15 protein-coding genes are annotated in these 17401 nt (G+C 27.4%); 8 read left to right on the top strand and 7 right to left on the bottom strand.

The features are described 5' to 3' along the window. Positions 1–23: 23 nt before the first annotated feature. Together ACKU4C_RS01805 and ACKU4C_RS01800 are read right to left on the bottom strand one after the other, a co-directional pair. Positions 24–2780 carry a PAS domain S-box protein gene (locus tag ACKU4C_RS01805; RefSeq protein ID WP_321314137.1) on the bottom strand — a complete coding sequence of 919 codons (2757 nt, stop codon included), beginning with the start codon at positions 2778–2780 and terminating at the stop codon, positions 24–26. Between the two features lie 120 nt (positions 2781–2900). Further along, positions 2901–5426, bottom strand: coding sequence for a methyl-accepting chemotaxis protein (locus ACKU4C_RS01800; protein ID WP_321314136.1), 2526 nt, complete (start codon positions 5424–5426; stop codon positions 2901–2903). A 145-nt stretch (positions 5427–5571) separates the two neighbouring features. On the opposite strand from ACKU4C_RS01800, the gene ACKU4C_RS01795 reads away from it, so the two are divergent. Genes ACKU4C_RS01795 through ACKU4C_RS01785 form a run of 3 tightly spaced genes read left to right on the top strand, consistent with a single transcriptional unit; the run spans position 5572 to position 7220 of the window. Continuing rightward, positions 5572–6294, top strand: a complete 723-nt coding sequence (locus ACKU4C_RS01795; protein ID WP_321314134.1) for an energy transducer TonB — start codon at positions 5572–5574, stop codon at positions 6292–6294. Between the two features lie 9 nt (positions 6295–6303). Then, positions 6304–6834: a MotA/TolQ/ExbB proton channel family protein gene (locus ACKU4C_RS01790; protein WP_321314132.1), complete on the top strand. Its 531-nt coding sequence runs from the start codon at positions 6304–6306 to the stop codon at positions 6832–6834. Next, positions 6831–7220: a biopolymer transporter ExbD gene (locus ACKU4C_RS01785; RefSeq protein WP_321314130.1), complete on the top strand. Its 390-nt coding sequence runs from the start codon at positions 6831–6833 to the stop codon at positions 7218–7220. Before ACKU4C_RS01790 ends, ACKU4C_RS01785 begins: the two co-directional genes overlap by 4 nt. Positions 7221–7243: 23 nt before the next feature. Here ACKU4C_RS01785 and ACKU4C_RS01780 read toward each other — a convergent pair whose 3' ends face one another. After that, on the bottom strand, positions 7244–8344 hold the full coding sequence (locus ACKU4C_RS01780; RefSeq protein WP_321314129.1) for a methyltransferase domain-containing protein: 1101 nt from the start codon (positions 8342–8344) through the stop codon (positions 7244–7246). Positions 8345–8673: 329 nt separating this feature from the next. On the opposite strand from ACKU4C_RS01780, the gene ACKU4C_RS01775 reads away from it, so the two are divergent. Then, the gene (locus tag ACKU4C_RS01775; RefSeq protein ID WP_321314127.1) at positions 8674–9288 is read left to right on the top strand and encodes a LysE family translocator; all 615 of its coding nucleotides are present in this window, start codon (positions 8674–8676) and stop codon (positions 9286–9288) included. A 335-nt stretch (positions 9289–9623) separates the two neighbouring features. Here the strand turns inward: ACKU4C_RS01775 and ACKU4C_RS01770 are convergent, their stop codons facing one another. From ACKU4C_RS01770 to trmD, 4 genes are read right to left on the bottom strand one after another with little or no spacing between them, the layout of a single operon-like run. After that, positions 9624–10871 carry a spore photoproduct lyase family protein gene (locus ACKU4C_RS01770; protein ID WP_321314126.1) on the bottom strand — a complete coding sequence of 416 codons (1248 nt, stop codon included), beginning with the start codon at positions 10869–10871 and terminating at the stop codon, positions 9624–9626. After that, positions 10868–11404: a nucleoside phosphorylase gene (locus ACKU4C_RS01765; RefSeq protein ID WP_321314124.1), complete on the bottom strand. Its 537-nt coding sequence runs from the start codon at positions 11402–11404 to the stop codon at positions 10868–10870. The genes ACKU4C_RS01770 and ACKU4C_RS01765 overlap by 4 nt, the downstream gene beginning before the upstream one ends. Positions 11405–11446: 42 nt before the next feature. After that, complete coding sequence (gene rplS / locus ACKU4C_RS01760; protein ID WP_321314123.1) at positions 11447–11803, bottom strand: 50S ribosomal protein L19; 357 nt, start codon at positions 11801–11803, stop codon at positions 11447–11449. Between the two features lie 55 nt (positions 11804–11858). Next, a complete protein-coding gene (gene trmD / locus ACKU4C_RS01755) occupies positions 11859–12548 on the bottom strand; it encodes a tRNA (guanosine(37)-N1)-methyltransferase TrmD (protein ID WP_321314121.1) in 690 nt (229 codons plus the stop codon). Between the two features lie 99 nt (positions 12549–12647). Here trmD and ACKU4C_RS01750 point away from each other — a divergent pair, with 99 nt between their 5' ends. The 4 genes from ACKU4C_RS01750 (at position 12648) to ACKU4C_RS01735 (ending at position 17393) form a co-directional block, all read left to right on the top strand. Next, positions 12648–12998, top strand: a complete 351-nt coding sequence (locus tag ACKU4C_RS01750; protein WP_321314119.1) for a hypothetical protein — start codon at positions 12648–12650, stop codon at positions 12996–12998. Positions 12999–13033: 35 nt separating this feature from the next. After that, positions 13034–15313, top strand: coding sequence for a 5-methyltetrahydropteroyltriglutamate--homocysteine S-methyltransferase (gene metE / locus ACKU4C_RS01745; RefSeq protein ID WP_321314117.1), 2280 nt, complete (start codon positions 13034–13036; stop codon positions 15311–15313). Positions 15314–15409: 96 nt separating this feature from the next. After that, complete coding sequence (gene ilvA / locus ACKU4C_RS01740; protein ID WP_321315905.1) at positions 15410–16615, top strand: threonine ammonia-lyase; 1206 nt, start codon at positions 15410–15412, stop codon at positions 16613–16615. Positions 16616–16706: 91 nt separating this feature from the next. After that, positions 16707–17393, top strand: coding sequence for a F0F1 ATP synthase subunit A (locus ACKU4C_RS01735; RefSeq protein WP_321314115.1), 687 nt, complete (start codon positions 16707–16709; stop codon positions 17391–17393). Positions 17394–17401 lie beyond the last annotated feature (8 nt).

Genomic DNA, 17401 nt, shown 5'->3' with positions numbered 1-17401 from the left:
GTTTAGCAAAAATATTATTAATTCTAATTTGTATTATTTATAGGTATTCCTATTATAAATTCTGCACCTTTAAAAAATTTTCCTTCATATTCAAAATTCACATTATGAACTTCAATTGTACCATTTAACTGTTTTGTAACTATTTGATATGTCATATATAAACCTAGCCCTGTACCAATAGATTCATGTTTAGTTGTAAAATATGGGTCAAAGATTTGATTCATAATATTAGTACTAATCCCTCCAGCATTATCTTTAAAGTGAAGATATAAAGTATTTTCTGATTCTTCTATTGATATAAAAAAGTATCTTTTCTCTTTATCTCCAACATATTCAGCAAGGGCATCTTTTGCATTATTGTATATATTAATCAAGGCTTGAGTTAAAATATTTTCATTATTTTCAATAAAAAAATCTTTATCTTCTGTATAATCTACTAAATGAATAAAATTATGCATAAATGAATCTTTTGTAAGGTTTGTAATTTTATCAAGAGTTTCTTTTATATTAAATCTTTTAATTTTTGTCATATCACCTTTGAAAAAACTTCTAAAATCCTCAATTGTTGTAGATAAATATTGTGCATAATTATTCACATCATCTAAAACATTTAGAACTTTTTCTTTAGGAATTTTATCTTCTGAATCCATCTCTAACAAAAATTTTAAGCCTGTTGCAGATGTTGATATTATTGAAAGTGGCTGTCTCCATTGGTGGGCAATATTTTCTAGCATCTCTCCAATTGCTGCTGTTCTTGATTGTTGAAGTATCAATTTGTCTTGTTTTTTCTGTTTTGTTATATCACTAAAAAGCCCTATAAAATTGCATACATGACCACTTTCATCATATATTGCATTAACAGTTAACAACTCTTGATATATTTTCCCATTTTTAGTTTTGTTATGAATCTCTCCACTCCAATAACCATTTGTTCTAACTTCTCTCCATAAATCTTTATAAAAATCATCATCATGTATTCCTGATTTTAAAATTGATGGATTAAGTCCTATAACCTCTTCAATTTTATATCCTGTTATCTTTTCAAAGGATTTATTTACATTTAATATTTTTCCTTCACTATCTGTAACTAAAATCCCATCATGAGTATTTTCAAATACATTATGAGCTTGTAAAAGATTACTCTCTAACTCTTTTCTAGCTGTAATATCTTGTATAGTTCCAAAAAAAGAAGTAACATTTCCTTCTCTATCAAAAGAAAGTTCTCCTAACATATGAACCCATCTAATAGATTTTGTTTTTTTATTTATAATTCTATATTCAGTATCAAATTTTTTATTCTCTTTATAAATACCATCAAAATATTTTTTTACTCTCTCTTTATCATCTTTATGTATTAAATCTGACCATACTTTAAAGTGTTTTGTTATTTTTTCATCAAAACCAAATATCTCATCAATAATATATGAGTTAGTAAATATATCATTTTTTATATTGTAATTATAATGTCCTATTTTTGCAATTTTTTGAGCTTCCTCTAATTCCTCTTCAACTTGCTTTAGTTCTGTAATATCTTGTAGTATTCCAGTAACTCTTACAACTTTTTCATTTTCTATAATTGGATTTCCAATAACCCACACTTTTCGTATTTCAAAACCTCGATAGATTCTATATTCAAAGGAGAAAGATGTTTTTTTCTTTAATGCTCTATTTATTACTCTTTTATATCTTTTTTTATCATCTTTAACAACAAAATTTTTGAAACTTTGAAAATCTATTAATTTACCCTCTTCTAAACCAAATATCTCATATGATATTTTTGAAAACTTCATAATATCTCTAGATAAATTCCATTCCCAAGTACCAAGTCTAGCTATCTTTACTGCGTTATCTAATGTTTCTTTGATAGTTTTTAACTCAAGATTATTCTGTTTAACAATATTCTTATCTGTAATATCAACATTTAAAGTAGAATATCCAATAATATTTTCATTATCATCAATTATAGGTGTTATTGTAGTTTTAAGCCAATAAGTTGTTCCATCTTTTCTTAGATTTTTTCTCTCACCTTCCCAAGTATCAGACTCTTTTGTAAGTTTTTTTAAGTCTTTAATATCAAGATTTTCAGAGTTTGGGAAAGCATCTTTTATATAAGATTCACCTATTAATTCATCTTTTGAGAACCCAGATATCTTACAATATGCATCAGATACATTTAAAATATTTCCTTCTAAATCAATAGTTGAAGATATTATGAATTTGTCTATTAGATTTATATATCTTTCAATATCTTTATTAATTCTTTCTATCTCTAATCTTTGTTGATGCTCTTCATTATATTTTTGTGTTAAGTTTTTATTTAATCTACTAAGACCATTATATTTTTCTAATTTTTTTAAACCATCCATAACAATAGTCATATCATTATGAGCACCAACCATTCTGTAAGGATTTCCATCTTTATCTCTAATGGCCATACCCCTACATCTTATCCAAGCTGTAGAACCATTTGCATGTTTATATCTTAAAATTTGATCATAAGGGTGATTTGGATCTTTTAAATGTTTATTAAAGTTGTCAATAGATAGTTTTAAATCCTCTTCATTTACCAACTCTTGCCATTCTGAAGAAAGATTTTTCTTTTTATTTGGATCGTATCCTAAAACTTTCCAAAACTTATCACTCATCCATTGGTTTTTGGGATTTTCTAAATCCCAATACCAAATACCATCAAGTGAAGCAGATTGAATAAAATCAAAAATTGATACATCATTTTTTATATATTCATCAAGTTCAGCTTTTAAATAATGTTTATCCCCCATATTTTAATCCAACTTTCAAAATTAAACACAGAATAATTATTTTTTATTATTATTAATTATTTTTGGTATATTTTAGTATTATTATCTTAAAAGCTAGATAATTAGAACATATTAATTTTTTTAATCTATTTGTATATCATTCTTTCCTTTAAACTCTTTTTCATTTGCACTTGCAACTACTTGTTTAGAAATAATATCTGTTTGCTGGGCAATATTATTAGTATCTTGGGCAATATTTGCATTCTCTTGTGTTTGTTTATCTAAACTAGCTACACTTTCATTTATTTGAGATATACCTATTTGTTGCTCTTTAGAAGAATCAGAAACTGCACCAATAAGCTCTATTGTATTATTTATATTTTTACTAAGACTAATATATCCTTCAATCATCGCATCTGAAATTTGTTTACCTTCATTTGCTTTTATATTGGCATTTTCTACTAAATCTTTAATCTCTTTTGCTGCTTCAGCACTTCTAGCTGCCAAGTTTCTTACTTCTTGTGCAACTACAGCAAAACCTTTACCTGCTTCTCCCGCTGTTGCCGCTTCAACAGCTGCGTTTAAAGATAAGATATTAGTTTGAAATGCAATTTGGTCAATTACTGTAATTGATTCATTTATTGCACTTACTTGCTTATTTATCTCATCCATTGCTAAAGTTGTTTTTTGGGCTAACTCTTCACCATTTTTAACAGAAGAATTAACCTCTTGAGAATATGAAGCCATCTTTTGCACATTTTGATTATTTGAAATTATATTACTATTTATCTCTTCTATTGCAGCCGAAGTCTCCTCAATAGAGGCTGCAGCAGAATTTGTATTATTTGCTAAAACTTCAACACTCCTAATTAATTTGTCTGAACTATCATCAAGTTTAAGTCCGTTTGTTTTGTTTTCAATTAACATTTCAGTTATAGAATCCCCTAAAAGATTAACCCCATTAGCAAGTTTTAGTAAATGTTTTTTTAAATTTTTTGAATCCACTTTTTGTAAATAATTGTATTTGGTATAAGTTTCTAGTACTTTTAAAATATCATCAATATTTGCTTCTAAATTATTACCCATATCATTAATCACTTTTTTTAATTCATTTAAAGATGGATTCTCAGAGTTTGCATCTATTCTTTGTGATAAATCGCCTTGTTCAAACTCTGATAAAACTTTTACTGTTTCATTTATAAGTTTTCTATCTTTTTCAATCCCTTCTTTTGTCTTATTGATATTTTTATTTACAACTTTTGACATTTGTCCAATTTCATCTTTTTTTGATTCATCTAAATAAACTACCTCATTTGTTTCATTATTTAAATATCTAAAAAATGACATTAGTCCATTTTCAAAATCTTTTATTGGTTTAATAATAGAACTTCTTAAAATATATACTGAAATAAAGATTATTAAAACTAAAACTGCAAAAGAGATTGAGGCCAAAATTATATTTAATTTTATACTTCCTGCTAGAGCTTCAGCATCAGCTATTTCAGAGATTATACCCCATTGTTTATCAAAGACTTTAAGACCAGAATAAGCAATTAAATATTTTTTTCCATCATCTTTAACTATTATAGTAGCACCGGTTTTATTTTCTAATGCTGCTTTTATTGCTTCATTCTTTATCTCATGTAAAGCAATACTTGTTTTTGAACTTTTTACATGTTTATTATCAATTTTATTTAAATACCTGTGATTATTTCTCATTTTATAATCATCACCAACTAAAAATGAATTTCCACTTTTTCCTAATCCTGCATTTTCATAATTTCCATTAAAATTCATAATTGAATCAATTTTATCTGTAGGAAATTGGATTATTAAATTTCCAACTCTTCTATTTTGATTATTAAATACAGGTGTTGCTAAAAAAGAAGCTGGTGCATTGTAGCTTGGTTCATATGGTTCAAAATCAGAAAATGCAACTTCACCTTTTTTAAGCTTATATGCTGTTTTATTTGCTTTAGCAATACCACTATTAGAATATGGTCCAGTCATCAAATTTGTTGCATAATCTTTCTCTTTAAAAGTACTATAAATAACTGTTCCTTTTAAATCAACAAGAAAAATATCATATAAAGAAAATTTTTCTAAAATCATATTAAAAGTTTCATGAAACCTTGTGTGAGCAAAAGCATAATTATTAAAAAAAGTATTTGACTGATTTAATTTATTTTTTTCTCCAATTTTTGCTTCATTTTTTATAATATACATATATTGAGCTAAAATTCCATTATCATCTTGTGGTAAATATTTTGTAGTCTCTTTTTTTGCTGGAACATCTGGCAAATTAAAATTTATTTTGTTTATATAAAATTCATTATAATGTTTTATAAGCTCATCTTTTACTTTTTGCATATCTACTTCAGAACTTGATTGTGCTGAGATAGTATAAAAACCTCTAATAAATTCATTAAAGGCATCTTGTGTAGAAGCAGAGTTTGCAGTAGAAATAATTAAACCCTCGATAGTTTTAAAGTATTCAGAAATATGTTGTTTTTTTGCTTCAGTTATAGATTTTAACTGAGTTAACTTTTCCTTTTCAGAATGTTTTATACTCTCACGTACACTAATTGATAAAATTACAACAGATAAGAACAATAAACTACCAATAATTAGTAGCATTAACTTCATATTTATACTAAGATTTTTCATAATTTTTCCTATAATAATTAATATTTTTCCTATATTACTAAAAGATAGTAGTGAAATGGTGTCAGTAATAACTTAGATTTTACAATTTATCATTCTTTTGAATCAATTAAGATAATTATTATCAATATTAATATATACTTCCAACATGATTAGTAAATTCATTTTTGTAGTTTCGATAACATTTGTACTGTTAGTACATTTTACTATTTTAAACAATCAAAGGGTAAAAGAGAAGGAGATCGTTGTATCAAAACCTACAACTATTTCTAAAATATCTTTTCAGAAAGTGGTTTTAAAAAAGAAAAAACCTAAAAAGATTGAAAAGAAAAAAGTGCTTGAAAAAATAGCTAAGCCAAAGCCTGTAAAAAGAAAAATTAAAAAGATTGTAAAAAAAAGTAAAAATAAAGTTATAAAAAAAATACCTGAAAAAAAGCTGGTCAAAAAATATGAAGAAAAAAAGAAAATAGAAAAAATTGTAAAAAAGCAAGAACCAAAAATTGACCCATCCTTAGTTAAAAAAGTTACAAAGGTTAAACCTAAAAAACAATTGGTATCAAATGAGAAAAAAGATTTTATTAAGAATGAATATTTATCAAAACTAAGAGAAGTAATAGAAAAAAATAAAGTCTACCCAAAAAGAGCAAAAAGGCTTAAACAAGAGGGGAAAGTATTAATAAGTTTTGAGATATTAAAAGATGGAACAATCAAAAAAATAAATCTAAAAGACCCGAGTAAATTTAAAAGGCTAAATAATGCTGCATTAGATTTACTTAAAAAAATCAATAGGTTTCAACCTATTCCAAAAGAATTAGGGAAAAATAGTTTGACTATAGATATTCCCATTAGTTACAACATATATAATAGTTAGGAGAATAAAATGTTTTTAGTTGATTTAGTAAGCCAATTAAATCTTATGGAATATATAAACAGAGGTGGAGTTATTGTATATATTCTAATTGCTCTAAATATCTTAGGTTTTTCAATAATGTTATGGAAATTTATTGAACTGTTTATTGCAAAATTCCAAAAAGATTCTACAGCAAAAAAAATAACCAATCTTATAAAAGAGAATGATGATAAATATGAAGAGAAGGTTTTAAAAAACGCTTTAGATAAATATCTAAGTAAGCTAGAACTGGGATTAAATACTATAAAAATTATAGCTTCTATCTCACCACTTCTTGGATTACTTGGTACTGTAATTGGGGTATTAAACTCTTTTGATTCTATTTCAAAATCTGGATTGGGAGACCCTACAATATTTTCTACAGGGATTTCAATAGCACTGATAACTACAGTTGCTGGACTTATAGTTGCAATTCCTCACTATATTGGATACAACTATTTAATAGGTTTTATAGATAATTTAGAGCACAAAATTGAAGAAAGAGTTATAGTAAAACTATGAGAAAAAAAAGAGAAACTATAGCTCCTGATTTAACTCCATTGATTGATGTGGTTTTTATATTGTTGATATTTTTTATTGTTTCTTCAGTATTCAAAAAAGAGGAACTTGCACTTATTTTAGACCTTCCTTCATCTGAGGCACAAGAGGTTGAAATAGAGCCTAAACAAATCTCATTAGAGATAAGTAAAGATGAGTTTGCCATCTATGGCAAAGTTGTTACTCTTGAAGAGCTTGATAATCATTTAGCAAAAGTTACAAATAAAGATAAAAATATTATTGTAAGAATTGATAAAAATGTTGTTTATGAAAAAGTTGTAAAGGTACTTGATAGTTTGCAAAAATATAGTTTAAATAATTTATCTCTTGTCACAAATAAAGAAAAATAGATGTTAGTTTTAGATTTTTAAAACTAACTCTTATCTTTTTTTAATATAAAGATAACCCCTTTTTGCCCTATTTTATTTTCTTGTCTTAAGATAATTTTCTCTTTATCTATAATTTCAAAACCATAGTCTTTGCATAAAGATTCTATATACTCTATAGTGTGAGAAAACCTTCCACTTTTTGCTAAATGAAAACTTTCTTTATCAAATTCATTTAAAAGTTCAATTGTAAATATAAAATAACTATTACTATTAATAGACTTTTTTATACGTGAAAAAATAGTTTTCAAAGCCCCAATATATATAAAGACATCAGCTGCTATGATTAAATCATACTCTTGTACACTTTTTAAAAGAAACTCTTGAATATCATTGGTATGAAGTTCAGAATAAATATCCTTTTTTCTTGTTTCATCTATCATATTAGAAGATATATCAACCCCTACTAAATTTGGGAAAGAATCAACAACAGTTTTCCCTAATAAGCCCGTACCACACCCTAAATCTAATATTTTAGAATCTTTGGCAGAGTTTAAAGATAATAATTTTTCTTTTATTATAAATGGAACTTGATACTTTAAAGAAGAAACAAGATGTTCTTCAAAATGACCAGCATATCTATCAAAAAGATCTCTAGCATACAAAGAAGAATAATCACTTTTTGTTTCTTCATTTAAAGATGCTAATAGATGGTTTGCTCCTGGATGTTCGGGGAGTTTAGCAAGTGTTTTATTAAGATACTCATGCATTTTTCCTTCATTTTTCATTTTTCTATAACATTGTGCTATCGAAAAAAGTACCTCATAAAATTCTGGACAAACTCTTATTACCTTTTCTAAATGAAAAAGAGAAAATTCATATTTACAAAGTTTATCATAAATCTCAGCCATACTATAATGACAGGTATAACATTTGTTATTAGCCTTGCTTGCTTCTTTTAAATAAAAAAGTGCTTTATTATAATCTTTACAATTTTTGTAACAATTACCTAATTCAAAATTAGCTTCAAAATTAGCCTTATCATCATCCAAAATATCTTTGTAAATTGTTATTGCTTGTGTAGTTGATCCAGACTTTTGAAGTTCAATAGCTTTTTCAAAAGCCTGTTTAACAGTATGTGAATTCATAAAATAGCTCCTTTAAACTGAGCTACAGAAAATATTAGTCAAGGTATTAAGTCAAAAAAGATAAAAATAAGCTCTAATCAAGTATAACATTTAAATATTTCATATTAAAAGAAATGTGTATAAATTTTACCCAGAGTAAAGATTCATCCTCTGGAATGTAATTTTAGAACATACACTTAATTAATCATTTAATCAATTATATGTACTTTCAAAACTTATATTCAAAATACCCATTCTATAGAGCATAAAAAATAAACACTTATCTAATTAAACTATTGCATTTTTAAGTTACAATATTACTATATTTAAATTTTAATAAGGAGGGAATAATGACATTGTATAGTATGTTAGCTTTTGCTGGTGCGATGTTTTTATTAGCAATCACTCCTGGACCTGGAGTGTTTGCAACAATTTCAAGAGGTTTAGCTTCAGGTTTTAATAATGCTGCTTTTGTAGTATTAGGTATTGTGTTAGGAGATATCATCTTCTTGCTTTTAGCAATTTTTGGTCTTAGTGCCATAGCTTCTGTTTTAGGTGATTTTTTTATAATAGTAAAATATTTAGGTGGAGCATATCTTTTATATCTTGGATATAAAATATTAACTTCAAAAATTGATGAGACAAAAGTTGATGGTGTATATGAACTATCTTGGAAGAAAAACTTTTTAGCCGGACTTTTAATAACTCTTGCTAACCCAAAAGTAATACTATTTTATTTGGGATTTTTGCCAACATTTGTAAATCTTCAAACTTTAACAGTTATTGATATAATAATTATTTCAACTATTGTAACTATTGTACTTGGTGGAGTAATGCTTGGATATGCGTATAGTGCAAGTGGCGCAAAAAAACTATTTAAAAGTAAAAGTGCAAAAAGAAAAATGAATGTAGTTGCAGGAACTACAATGTTAAGTGCTGGTGGCGTTCTTATTGCAAAAGCTTAAATTTAAAGGCAGGAGAATTCTCCTGTCAAAAAAAAGTGTCTAACCTTAATTTATTGACTTATATTTTTAATCTCAAAAGTGGAAATTTATCCTCTGGGATGTTACTTTATTACTTTTGTTTTGATTTTCATTTCTTGCCTTTTTAAATTATTTTAATTAGAGTGCATTTATCATGAGCTATACTTAAGATTTTTAATTATAGTATTAATATAATTTTATAATCATATAAAATATTATTTTTATTTACTTTTATATATTAAAAATGATTATTTTGTGACACAAACTGTGACAAGGGAAATTAATAATAATGATAATGTTGTTAGAAAATTTTGTTTTTATCTATTAAGAAGTATTTTATCCATATAAGACATTTTCATAAAATCTTCCATTTGATTATTGCTTGAGTATTCATAACCAAATACATCTTTCCATAAAGATTCATCTTCCATACACATATAAAAATATACATCTTTGTGCCAGGGTTTAAAAGTATAATATGCATGTTTGAACATCTCTCTTTTTATTTCCAAAGGATAAGATTGTTTTCCATTTGCATCTGTTAGAGGCATTTGTAGGATTTTTGATTTAAACTTTCTACTTCTTATTTTGTTTATAACTGGTTTTATAAAGGTTAAAGTTCCAAGTGAAACCAAGGCTACTTTTTTTGAATCAAAAGTATTTATTAGGGTTTTATAAACCTCTTCATACTCTTCTAAATAGTTTTCATAGTGAACTATTGGGTGAAAATGAAAGCCTACTAATACACCTTTTTCACTAACTTTCTTTGCAGCTTCAATTCTTTGATTTAAACTTGCTGCAAGGTGTTCTTCATTGTCTATTATAGTTTGGGTATTTAAAGACCAAGTGCAAATTATATTTTTAGGAACTTCATTTTCTAAAAAGTATTTTATATTATTTGATTTTGTTTTAAATTCAAGTATTACATTTGGATTTTTTCTTGCAAAATCAAATAAAGCATCCAAAATCTCCTCTTTGTTTCCCCACATAAGTGAATCAGAGCTTTGCCCTGTTCCTATATGATAAGTTTGATTTGGGTCTAATTTTAGATTTTCAAGGTTCTTTTTAAAGTTCACATCAAAACCTATTTTATCTTGATTATAAAAAGATTGAATAGAACAATATGAACAATCAAAACCGCAAGATTGTACTGCATCTAATGTAAGCAAGTTACAACATCTTGTATTAGGACTTGCCACAGGACAAGAACCTAAAGCTGTTTTTTCACCCTCAAATTTAGTAAATGAAAATTTTCTTACATCATCTTTATATAAATCTTTTGAAAAGTTTTTATATGAGTTTGGTTTTGCTCTAAAATTTTCCCACTTTTTTCTTATATCATTAAAAGCATTTTTCCTATTTGCATACTCTTCTTTAAAAAGCTTAGAGATATCAGGTTCATGCCACATATTAAAATCAATTGCAAAATCTATTATTTGTTTTAATTCTTGAAATGAAAACTCATAAAGAAAAGCTATCTTTTTTATAAACTCTTGATTTTCTAAACTAAGGTTTTTAAAATTTGTTTTAGGAAGAGATTCTTCAAATTTCTGTTTATAACTCATAAATATTTTTTCCAGATAAGTTTTGTTTTTTCAATAAGTTCAATCACAAAGGATTTTTTAGGAATTTCAATCTCCAAATAATCAGAAACAACTTTAAAACAATAAACCTCATCACAATACTTTTTTGAAGTTTCTAAAAAATATTTTGCTTCCATATCTACTAAAAGTGTTTCTAGATTTTCATCATTTTCCAAAGGCTCATCTACGGTTGTAATAGGAGCAAAATTTATATTTGGAAGTAGTCTGTTTGTACAAAAAAGTGTTCCAATTTTAATTGATGAATCACTACAACCAGCAATTCCAATATTAATAGCTTTTGATATTTTGAAGTTTTTATAAACATATTCTAAAGAGTTTAAACAATTCTCTTTTCCAATACCTGATACTATTAATAAATATTTTTCATCTTCATCTTTAAATAGTTTACAATTTTTAGGTAAATTTTGGACCGAATTATCTTGTTTTAGTTTTAAAAAATTAATTAATGGTTGAGCTTCTGCTAATAAGGCTGTATGAATAAATGTCTTAGACATGTGAGTAAAACTAAGACCGAAGTCTTAGCTTTTTGGCTTAAATTATTTTCTAAGTTCTTTAATTTTAGCTTTTTTACCAGTAAGACCTCTTAGGTAATGTAATTTAGCTCTTCTTACTTTACCTCTTCTGATAACTTCGAAAGTTTTAATTGATTCAGAATATAGAGGGAAAATTCTCTCTACACCAACAGAGTTCGCTCCAAGTTTTCTTACTGTAAATGTAGCATCTACACCATTTCCACTTCTAGCAATAACTACACCTTCGTAAGTTTGAACTCTCTTTTTCTCACCTTCTTTAATCTCAACACCAAGTCTAACAGTATCCCCTGCTCTAAACTGTGGAATCTCTTTTTCTGCAAGTTGCGCTGCTTCAAAGCTCGCAATATATCTATTTTTCATTGTATTTCCCTTTGGTGAAAGTGCCCGCATTTGCAAGTTGCGGGATATCACGCTTCTATTTTGTTTTTTTTCTTGTAATCAATCCTGGTCTAAAATATTTTGTTTTGCAAATAGCCAGATTGTTTTTTAGGTCGGCAATTTTACTATGATTTCCCTTTAAGAATTCTTTAATTACACTTAAATTTTGAAAATTTTCAGGTTTTGAAAAAGATGGCGCCTCTAAAAGATTATTTTCATAACTTTCCATAGTCAAAGAATCAGCATTTCCAAGTACACCTTCTACATTTCTAGCAATGGCATCTGCCATAACTAAAGATGGCAATTCTCCACCTGTAAGGATAAATTCTCCTATAGAAAATACTTCATTAGCATATTTTTCTATAACTCTTTCATCAATCCCTTCATATCTTCCACTAACAAAAACTAAGTTTTTTTTCTTTGCTAACCTTTTAGCATCATTTTGTTTAAAAGGTTTAGCTGCTGCTAATGGAAAGATAATATAAGCATCTTCATTTTTACTTTTTATTTCATCTAAACAATCAAAAAGCGGTTGACAATTCATAAGCATCCCTGCTCCTCCACCAACCATCGGTGAATCAACTTTTAAGTGTTTGTTTTTTGTATAGTCCCTTGGATTATAAAATTCATAACTTAAAAAGTTTGCATCAATTGCTCTTTTTAATATAGAATCATAAAAATACGGTTCTATCAAGTTTGGAAATAATGTCACAAATGTAAATTTCAAAATAAACCTTACTTATTTTTTTGAATATTATCTAATTTTAAATTAAGTTTAGTTTTTCGTGATATAATTGCAATCTTAAATTTTATGAAAGGAATTGCTGTGAAGTCACCAAAAGGTTTTGGAAAAAAATATTTTTCATTTGCAAGTATACTAGCCCATAGTGTACAAACAAAAATTGAAGACCAAATTACTATTGCGAAAAAGACTTTACGATATAGCACATCTAAAGATATAGATGAATTGGAGGATGAGGATCCGCCGGAACTACTAAACTCTATATCTATTTTAACAAATCTTAATAAACCTTGCCACTGTGACTGTGCCTTTAGAAAAAAAACTAAACTAGCTGTCTCTTTATTCAAGTTTATTCCTAGATGTCCATATTATACTACCTATTTCGCATTTAGACGAACAGGAGTACATCCACCACTTAATATATCAAATATTTAATCATACAAAAAACAAAAAATTAAAAGGATATATTAATGTCAAAAAATAGTTATGTAATAGGGTTTCCAAGAATTGGAGAGCAAAGAGAGTTAAAAAAAGTATTAGAGAGTTTTTGGGCAAAAAATTGCTCATTTGATGAAGTAAAAGAAGTTGCAAGTGAATTAAAAAAAAGACACTGGAATTATCAAAAAGATGCAGGAATAGAGAATATTAGTTCAAACGATTTTTCACTTTATGACAATATGTTAGATACAGCATTTATGTTAAATGCTATTCCCAAAAGATTTAAAAATCTAAAAAATGAAGAGTTATATTTTGCTATGGCTAGAGGAAATCAAGACTCTGTAGCAATGGAGATGACAAAATGGTTTAATACAAACTACCATTATATAGTTCCTGAACTTTCACTTGAGGATGAATATTCACTAAATGCCTCTAAAATACTAGAAGAGTATAAAGAAGCAAAAGAGTTAGAAATAAAAACAAAAATAAACCTAATTGGACCAATTACTTTCTTAGGTCTTTCAAAAAGAGTTGATAGAGGTGACACTTTTGAACTTCTAAGTAAAGTTCTTCCTATATATGAAAAACTATTAAATGAGATCTCAACTTTAGATGATAGTGTAACAGTTCAAATTGATGAACCAATCTTTGTAAAAGACAATGAACCAAAAGTATTAAGTCTAATAAAACCTGTATATGATATATTAGGAAATATAAGTGACAATTTAAAAATTGTTGTTACAACATATTTTGAACACTCAAATGAAGCTACAAAAGTTTTAACAAAAACTCCTATTTGGGGAATTGGACTTGATTTTTTATATGGAAAAGATAATACACAAGCTTTAGAAGAGATTGCAAATAGTGGTAAAAAACTTATAGCAGGTGTTGTTGATGGAAGAAATATTTGGAAAAACAATATTCAAAATACTTTAGAGATTTTGGTAAATATAACAAAACATATAAAAAAAGATAATCTACTTATCTCTTCATCTTGCTCACTTCTTCATTCACCTTTAACACTAAAATATGAAGAAAAATTAGATTCATCTATAAAAGAGTGGTTGAGTTTTGCTTATGAAAAACTTCAAGAGATAAATATTATTTCAAAAATATTTTTCCATGGTTTAGAAGCTTTAGATAATAATGAATTAAAAATCTACGAAGAAAATGTAACTGCAAACCATAATAGAAAACACTCTACAGTTATTCACGATAAAGATGTTCAAAATAGAGTAAATAATTTTGATAAGTTTTCAAGGGATGGTAAATATGAAGATAGAATAAAACTTCAAAGAGAGATATTAGCTTATGAAGATTTAGCTACAACTACAATAGGTTCTTTCCCCCAAACACCAGAAGTTAGAAAATCAAGAAGAGATTTCAAAAAAGGTGAAATATCTAAAGAAACATATTTAAAAGATATGAAAGATTATATTGATAATTGCATTGCATTTCAAGAAGAGTGTGGTCTTGAAGTTTTAGTTCATGGAGAACCAGAAAGAAACGATATGGTTGAATATTTTGGGGAACAACTAAAAGGTTATGGATTTTCTCAAAATGGTTGGGTTCAATCTTATGGAAGTAGATGCGTAAAACCACCTTTTATATTTGGAGATATTAGTAGACCAAAACCAATGACTGTTGATTGGATTACATATGCACAAAGTAAAACTTCAAAAATCATGAAAGGGATGTTAACAGGGCCTGTTACTATCCTTAACTGGTCTTTTGTAAGAGATGACCTTCCAAGAAGTGAAGTATCAAAACAAATAGCAGTTGCACTTAGTGATGAGATTGATGACTTACAAAAAGCGGGAATAAAAATCATTCAAGTGGATGAAGCAGCATTTAAAGAGGGTTACCCTTTAAGAACAAACAAAATAAAAGAGTATGAAGATTGGGCAGTTAGAGACTTTAAAATCTCTGTTAGTTCTGCAAAACAAGAGACTCAAATCCATACTCACATGTGCTACAGCGAATTTAATGATATTATTAAAACTATTGAAGCAATGGATGCGGATGTTATCTCAATAGAGACAGCAAGAAGTGGGAATGAGCTTCTTAAAATATTTAAAGAGGTTGGATATAAACAAGAGGTTGGACCTGGTGTTTATGATATTCATAGTCCAAGGGTTCCAAGTGTAGAAGAGATTGTTAAACAAATAAATCTTCTTTTAGAAGTATTACCAAAAGAACAATTATGGATTAATCCAGATTGTGGACTTAAAACAAGAAAATACGAAGAGGTAAAACCAAGTTTGATTAATATGGTAAAAGCAGTAAAACAAATAAGAGAGGAAAGAGAGTAAGGGGCAATGCCCCCTTATCTAAAAAGAGTTTTTATTTATAAAAGTAAAAACTCTTTTTAGATAACATTTCAGGAAATAAAAATGAAAAGTAAAAAAATGATTACATTAAGTGATATAAAAGAAGCAAAAAATAATTTAGAGAATGTTGTAGAAAATACACCATTAACAAGGGCACCCATATTAAGTAAAACTTTTAATAGTGAAATCTATTTAAAAAAAGAAAATTTACAATTAACTGGTAGTTTTAAACTAAGAGGTGCTTTTAACAGAATTGCAAAATTAAGTGAAGAGAAAAGAGCTAAAGGTGTAGTTGCAGCTAGTGCTGGAAACCATGCACAAGGTGTAGCTTTTTCTGCACAATATTTTGGTTGTGAAGCAACTATATTTATGCCAGAAGCAACTCCACTTACTAAAGTTAGTGGAGTTAAATCTTATGGTGCAAATGTTGTTTTAATAGGAGAAAATTTTGATGAAGCCTATGAAGCTTCTATGAAATTTTGTGAAGAACACAATAGTGAATTTATTCACCCTTTTGCAGATGATGAAGTAATAGCAGGACAAGGAACAATATCTTTAGAAGTTTTAGAACAGATTCCAGATTTAAAACAACTGATTGTACCAATTGGTGGTGGTGGTTTAATCTCTGGAGTTGCTATTGCAGCAAAAGCTATTAATCCTGATATTAAAATAATTGGAGTAGTTGCTTCTGGTGCAAGAGGCATGAAAGAATCATACAAATCACAAATGCCAATAGACTCTGTATCAGTTAGAACAATTGCTGATGGGATAGCTGTAAGAGATGTAAACCCAAAACTTTTAGAAATAATTATAGATTATGTAGACCATATAGTTGAAGTAAGTGATAATGAGATAGCAAATGCCATTTTATTTTTATTAGAAAAACATAAACTTGTAGTTGAAGGAGCTGGAGCTGTTTCAACAGCTGCAATTCTACATGAAAAAGTTGAAATTGAAGATTCAAAAGTTTGTGCAGTGATTAGTGGTGGTAATATTGATGTTACTATGCTTTCGCAAATTATTGAAAAAGGTTTAGTTAAATCTTATAGAAAAATGAATCTAATTGTTACTTTAAGAGACAAGCCTGGTTCACTTACAGAATTATCTGAAATATTTAGAGATTGTGGAGCTAACATAGTTCAAATAGATTATGATAGAGATTCGGTAAAACTGGACTTTGGAGAGGCTCATATAACTATTTCTTTAGAAACGAAAGGTGAGGAACACCAAAAAGAGATAAGGGAAAAATTGAAACAAACTGGTTACAGATATAAACAAATATAAATTTTATAGCTAACATTTAGAAAATATTTAGAAAATAAAATATATAATATCTGATATTTTAGTCAAAGAAAGAAATAATAAAAGGAAGACAATGGAAGGAAGACTGTTTACATTCTTAGGTGCAATTGGTGGGCACGGTCAAGAATGGCTTATCTTATCACATTTTGCAATAGTAATTGGAGTTATCTTTTTACTTTCAAGAGCTGCTACTAAAAAAATGCAACTAGTACCAACTGGTTCACAAAATCTTTTAGAAGCATTTATTGGTGGAATTATCAGCATGGGTGCTGATACAATGGGAGAACAAAATGCAAGAAAATATTTACCATTAATTGGTTCATTAGCATTAGTTATTTTCTTTAGTAATATGTTAGGTATTATTCCAGGATTTGAATCTCCAACTGCTAATATTAACTTTACACTTAGTTTAGCTCTAATTGTATTTGTTTACTATAACTATTTAGGTATTAAAAAGAATGGTTTTGTAAATTATTTTAAACACTTTATGGGTCCTATGCCTATACTTGCTCCATTAATGTTCCCAATTGAAATAATTTCTCACTTATCAAGAATTATTTCATTATCATTCAGACTTTTTGGTTCGATAAAAGGTGATGATATGTTTACTATGGTACTTTTAATGTTAGTTCCATGGTTATTACCAATGGCAGGTTTCTTTATGTTAACTGCATTTGGATTCTTACAAGCATTTATTTTCAGTATTCTTACTTATGTATATATTGCTGGATCTATTATGATGGAAGAAGAAGGTCACTAAAACTTTTT

The sequence above is a fragment of the Halarcobacter sp. genome (assembly GCF_963676935.1).
GTDB lineage: Bacteria > Campylobacterota > Campylobacteria > Campylobacterales > Arcobacteraceae > Halarcobacter.
The sequence above is the reverse complement of the archived record's forward strand: the minus strand, read 5'-3'. Positions and strand labels throughout refer to the sequence as shown.

What these genes read in the sequence shown, in the direction of transcription:
- ACKU4C_RS01805 (WP_321314137.1), bottom strand. Translation starts at nt 2,780, where the DNA reads ATGGGGGATAAACATTATTTAAAAGCTGAACTTGATGAATATATAAAA.
- ACKU4C_RS01800 (WP_321314136.1), bottom strand. Translation starts at nt 5,426, where the DNA reads ATGAAAAATCTTAGTATAAATATGAAGTTAATGCTACTAATTATTGGT.
- ACKU4C_RS01765 (WP_321314124.1), bottom strand. Translation starts at nt 11,404, where the DNA reads ATGTCTAAGACATTTATTCATACAGCCTTATTAGCAGAAGCTCAACCA.
- ACKU4C_RS01780 (WP_321314129.1), bottom strand. Translation starts at nt 8,344, where the DNA reads ATGAATTCACATACTGTTAAACAGGCTTTTGAAAAAGCTATTGAACTT.
- rplS (WP_321314123.1), bottom strand. Translation starts at nt 11,803, where the DNA reads ATGAAAAATAGATATATTGCGAGCTTTGAAGCAGCGCAACTTGCAGAA.
- ACKU4C_RS01770 (WP_321314126.1), bottom strand. Translation starts at nt 10,871, where the DNA reads ATGAGTTATAAACAGAAATTTGAAGAATCTCTTCCTAAAACAAATTTT.
- ilvA (WP_321315905.1), top strand. Translation starts at nt 15,410, where the DNA reads ATGATTACATTAAGTGATATAAAAGAAGCAAAAAATAATTTAGAGAAT.
- metE (WP_321314117.1), top strand. Translation starts at nt 13,034, where the DNA reads ATGTCAAAAAATAGTTATGTAATAGGGTTTCCAAGAATTGGAGAGCAA.
- ACKU4C_RS01795 (WP_321314134.1), top strand. Translation starts at nt 5,572, where the DNA reads ATGATTAGTAAATTCATTTTTGTAGTTTCGATAACATTTGTACTGTTA.
- ACKU4C_RS01775 (WP_321314127.1), top strand. Translation starts at nt 8,674, where the DNA reads ATGACATTGTATAGTATGTTAGCTTTTGCTGGTGCGATGTTTTTATTA.
- ACKU4C_RS01785 (WP_321314130.1), top strand. Translation starts at nt 6,831, where the DNA reads ATGAGAAAAAAAAGAGAAACTATAGCTCCTGATTTAACTCCATTGATT.
- ACKU4C_RS01735 (WP_321314115.1), top strand. Translation starts at nt 16,707, where the DNA reads ATGGAAGGAAGACTGTTTACATTCTTAGGTGCAATTGGTGGGCACGGT.
- ACKU4C_RS01790 (WP_321314132.1), top strand. Translation starts at nt 6,304, where the DNA reads ATGTTTTTAGTTGATTTAGTAAGCCAATTAAATCTTATGGAATATATA.